This is a genomic window from Catenibacterium sp. GCM10023432, assembly GCF_042651925.1.
Taxonomy (GTDB): Bacteria; Bacillota_I; Bacilli_A; order Erysipelotrichales; family Coprobacillaceae; genus Catenibacterium; species Catenibacterium mitsuoka.
The window spans coordinates 1-5002 of sequence record NZ_JBHSEB010000103.1; the positions used below are offsets into that span (position 1 = coordinate 1).

Annotated in this window: 5 protein-coding genes; 4 read left to right on the forward strand and 1 reads right to left on the reverse strand. The window is 34.7% G+C overall.

The features are described from left to right. The 4 genes from ACFOZZ_RS12615 to ACFOZZ_RS12630 all read left to right on the forward strand — a co-directional run. Positions 1-1338: glycoside hydrolase family 32 protein (locus ACFOZZ_RS12615; protein ID WP_376815369.1), on the forward strand; the 1338-nt coding region annotated here is incomplete at its 5' end. Between the two features lie 26 nt (positions 1339-1364). Continuing rightward, a complete protein-coding gene (locus tag ACFOZZ_RS12620) occupies positions 1365-2969 on the forward strand; it encodes a hypothetical protein (protein WP_055232511.1) in 1605 nt (534 codons plus the stop codon). A gap of 1 nt (position 2970) precedes the next feature. Continuing rightward, the gene (locus ACFOZZ_RS12625; protein ID WP_055232509.1) at positions 2971-3597 is read left to right on the forward strand and encodes a DUF5052 family protein; all 627 of its coding nucleotides are present in this window, start codon (positions 2971-2973) and stop codon (positions 3595-3597) included. Between the two features lie 71 nt (positions 3598-3668). Further along, complete coding sequence (locus tag ACFOZZ_RS12630; RefSeq protein WP_376815370.1) at positions 3669-4793, forward strand: DUF362 domain-containing protein; 1125 nt, start codon at positions 3669-3671, stop codon at positions 4791-4793. Between the two features lie 23 nt (positions 4794-4816). Here the strand turns inward: ACFOZZ_RS12630 and ACFOZZ_RS12635 are convergent. After that, positions 4817-5002, reverse strand: a 186-nt coding sequence (locus tag ACFOZZ_RS12635; protein WP_376815371.1) for an AraC family transcriptional regulator, incomplete at its 5' end; no start/stop codon positions are given.

Below are 5002 nucleotides of genomic sequence, written 5' to 3' on the forward strand. Positions count from 1 at the left end.
CAAACAAGAATTATTCATTACTATGTGTGCCTTGGAGCCGCAGGCGGAAAGGAATGGAAGGTTAATATGACATACCGTTTAAACTATCATGTATGCCCAGAACATGGATGGATTAATGATCCAAATGGCTTTTCTTATTTCCAAGGATACTATCACTTATTTTATCAATACTACCCAGACGAACCTATATGGGGACCAATGCATTGGGCTCATATTAGAAGTAAGGATTTAGTTCATTGGGAAAACTTACCTATCGCATTAACACCTGGAGATAAAGAAGATCTTGATGGCTGTTTCTCAGGAAGTGCAATAGAGTACAACAATTGTTTATATTTAATCTATACAGGTAATATTTATGATGATCCTGAACATATCACATTTCATCAGAATGTGAATATTGCCTGGAGTGAAGATGGGATTCATTTTCATAAATATGAAAACAATCCAGTTATTGCCCATCCACCTCTAGATAATACAATTCATTTCCGTGATCCTAAGGTATGGCGAGAAGATGATCATTTTAAGATGATTATTGGTGGTCAGAAAGAGGATGGAAGAGGGCATGTATTGATTTATCAGTCAGATGATTTAATCAATTGGGACTATTTAGGTGAATATGGACATGCATCAACTATTGATCATGAAGGGAAGATGTGGGAATGCCCTGATTTATTTAGACTCAATGGAGTGAATGTATTATTGATGTCACCACAAGGTATTAAAGAAGATGGTGAAAAATACAGAAACTACCATCAAACAGGCTATAAGATCAAAGATACATTTATTGAATTAGATCATGGTCATGACTTCTATGCAGCGACTACAATGTTGGCGCCTGATGGAAGACGTATATTAATGGCCTGGATGGATATGTGGCATAGTGAATTCCCTGAAAAAGAAGAAGGGTGGTCAGGGGCTATGACCTTCCCTAGAGAACTTACTATTCATGATAATCATCTTTATATGATGCCAGTAGAAGAACTTGCATTATTAAGATGTGAATCTAAAAAAGTAGAAGTCACAGACTATTTACTTCCATCTAAGCAGGTAGAAATAGATTTAGACTTATATGAAGGAATGACTCTTATGTTAGGTGATCTTTATACACTTACAGTGAATAACCATAAAATCGTTGTATTGAACCAGACAGAACGTGTAGGGACTATTAAAGACTATCAGTCTATGAAGATTTTAATTGATTCAAGTAGTGTAGAAGTATTCATCAACAATGGAGAACTTGTCTTTAGTGATCGTGTGTATTTTAAAGACACACCAGTCCTTTCGCTTGATAGAAAGACAATATGTCTTATCACTACTCTAGGAGAAAAAGGTATATAATATATACCAAGGAGGAATGATTCCAAATGAAAAAAATAGAATTTAAACCAATGCTGATTTCTATTATTCTTGTATTATTGATTTATTATTTCTATACACCAGCATTGAATATTCATGCGATAGAATTCTGGATTTTCTTAATTGTTGCAATATGTATCTATGGTGCGGCATCTTCTTATAGTACGTTACTTGGTAAGAAATTCAAGCCTGAAAAGGTAGGCTATTTAGGTGCTGCAGTGGCAGTGATTGTGGCAGGTATTTTAGTGACTGATTTATTCACAAGTAAGATTTTCCATGCATCACGTTATGCAAGTCGTATAGAAGTAGAAAATGTAAAGTTTAATAATAAGACATTACATGAAGTAGACTTCTCTAAGACACCTATTATTGACCGTAAAAGCACTGTGAAGCTTGGTGATAAGGTGATGGGTGAGATTCCAGAATATGTATCTCAGTTTGAAGTAAGTGATGATTATACACAGATTTCTTATAAGAATAGTGTTTATCGTGTCACACCACTTGAATATGCAAGTTTCTTTAAATATTTGACTAACAGTAAGAATGGTATTCCTGCCTATATTACAGTAAATTCTACAAATGGTAAGACAGATATCGTTAAGTTAAAAGATTTAGGTTTAGATGGTATGAAATATGTACCTTCTGCCATTCTTAATCAAAATTTAAATCGTAAACTACAATTATCTTATCCTACATCCATCTTTGGTTCTCCTTCATTTGAAGTAGATGAAAAAGGGCATCCTTGGTATGTATGTACAACATATACTTACTTTGGTGTTGGTAATAAGAAGAAGGTCACAGGTGCTGTCCTCTTTGATCCAATTACTGGTAAATCTAAGAAATATGATAAAGGCAAAGTACCAAAATGGGTGGATCGTGTATATCCAGAAGAACTCATTATGACTGAAATCGATGAAAACGGAAGCTTACAGGATGGGTTCTTTAACTCAGTCTTAGGACAGAAGAATGTCACTGTCACATCTGAAGGTTATAATTATTTAGAAAAAGATGGTGATATCTGGATTTATAGTGGTATTACTTCTGCAAATAAAGATTCATCTAACTTAGGCTTTGTATTATCTAACTTACGTACACATCAGACTTTACGTTTCTCATGTTCTGGCGCAAATGAAAAAGCTGCTATGAAATCTGCAGAAGGTGAAGTGAAGAACTATGGCTATGATGCCACATTCCCATTATTAGTCAATGTAGGTGGTCATCCAGTTTATTTGATTTCACTTAAAGACAGTGGAGGATTGATTAAACAGTATGCGATGGTCGATGCGAAAGATTATCAGAAGGTCTCTGTTTATTCTGCAGATTCAGTCAAGAATCTTGAATTATTGAAGAAAAGTTTCCTTTCTTCTCAAACAATTACAGAAGAGTCTGATGCAGAAACTAAGAAGAAGGATATCACAATCGCAAATGTACAGATTCTTAATGTAGATGGTAAATCGAAGCTATTTATCGTGGATACAGAAGGTAATAAATACAAAGCAGTCATTACATCAGAAAATGAAAACACACTTGCTTTCTTAAAAACAGGTGAAACAATTCATATTCGTTATATTGAAATGAAAGATGTAAATATTATAAAGAATGTAGGTGAATAAGATGAAAAGAATCATGAAGGTTTTCGCAATTACATTTGTATGTTTATCTTTATGTGGATGTTCTTATTTCAAGTCTAAGATGAATGATATTAAAGGCAGTTTAATTGGGAATGGCTATACAATTGATACTTATGATAATTATGGAAATAAGGTTTTTGAAACAAACGGACAGAAAATCAAAATCACTGGTAATAAAGTAAAAGAATCGTCATATAATTCTGATGGTAGTGTAAAAGAAACATATAGTCTTTCTTCAGTCATTACAATCACAATTGATGGGAATGAAATAGAAAGCTGTGGTGATACTTGTATCTTTGAACAAAAGGGTTTGGATGCAGAAGTAGACTTTACGAAGAAGCATATTAATAGTAGAGCAGATGGTATTACGGCCAATACCGCTATCGCGAATTACTTAAATAAGTATAAGAACTTATTTGGTAAGAGAAGAGTTGTAGTCGTTAAATCTCAATTAGGTCAGCCTATTAAGGCATATCAGGGTGATGATGTTTATTGGGAAATTCCTGATAATCTTCCTAAAATGACGAAACTCATGATTGATGGTAAGGCACTTTATATTCATCGTGCGAATTTCCAGATTATTGATTCTGATTGTTTAACAGAAGAATAGCAAGTCTACTCTTTTTTAGTTGACTATGAACCTTACTTTTGGGTTAGAATAGTATTATGGAGGATATGTTTATGGAAAAATCAAAAGTATATTTTACAGACTTTCGTACACGTGTTGGTGTGAGTTTAACTGAAAAGTTACAGCGTTTAATCAAGAAAGCAGGTATAACTGATATAGACATGGATGGTAAGTTTGTTGCCATCAAGATGCATTTTGGTGAATTAGGTAACCTATCATACTTACGTCCTAACTATGCGAAAGCAGTCGCAGATGTCGTTAAGGAATGTGGAGGGAAACCATTCTTAACAGATTGTAATACTTTATATCCAGGCTCTAGAAAGAACGCACTAGAACATTTAGATTGTGCGAATATCAATGGTTTTAATACAATCACTGCAGGCTGTCAGATCATTATTGGAGATGGTTTAAGAGGAACTGATGATATTACAGTACCTGTAAGAAATGGTGAATATTGTAAAGAAGCCTATATTGGTCGTGCAGTCATGGATGCGGATATCTTTATTAGCTTAACTCATTTTAAGGGACATGAATCTACAGGTTTTGGTGGTGCGATTAAGAATATTGGTATGGGCTGTGGAAGCCGTGCAGGTAAGATGCATCAGCATAATTCAGGCAAACCAATTGTACATGATGACCTATGTAGAGGATGTCATCGCTGTGCTAAAGAATGTGGCAGTGACGCAATCACTTATGAAAATGGAAAAGCAGTCATCAATCAGGATATCTGTAAAGGATGTGGCAGATGTATTGGGGCTTGTGCATTTGATGCCATTGAAAATCAGAACTGGAATGCCAATGAAATACTTGGTAGAAAAATGGCTGAGTATTCGCAGGCAGTATGTGATGGAAGACCAACATTCCATATTAGTCTTGTAAGAGATATCTCACCTAACTGTGACTGTCATGGTGAAAACGATGCACCTATCTTACCAGATGTTGGTATCTTTGCGTCATTTGATCCCGTTGCCTTAGATCAGGCATGTGTAGATGCATGCTTACATGCAACACCTATGCCTAATAGTCAGTTATCTGATAACTTAGCTGATCCACATTGGCATCATCATCATGATAACTTCCTAGATTCAAATCCTAATGTCAGATGGAAAGAAACATTAGAACATGCAGAAAAGATTGGTTTAGGTACAAGAGAATATGAACTTATTCAAATGAAATAATAAAAAAGAAGAATTGAAATAACTCAATTCTTCTTTTCATCTGTTTGTTTACGATATTGTGTGGGTGAACAATGATAAGTCTTACTAAACTTTTTAGAAAAGGCCAGAGCATCAATAAAGCCCACACTGGCTGCAATTGTAGGTAATTTAAAATAACTAGGGGTTTCCCAAATTTTAATTATCACGTAGTATGGGGTGATGCTCACCCC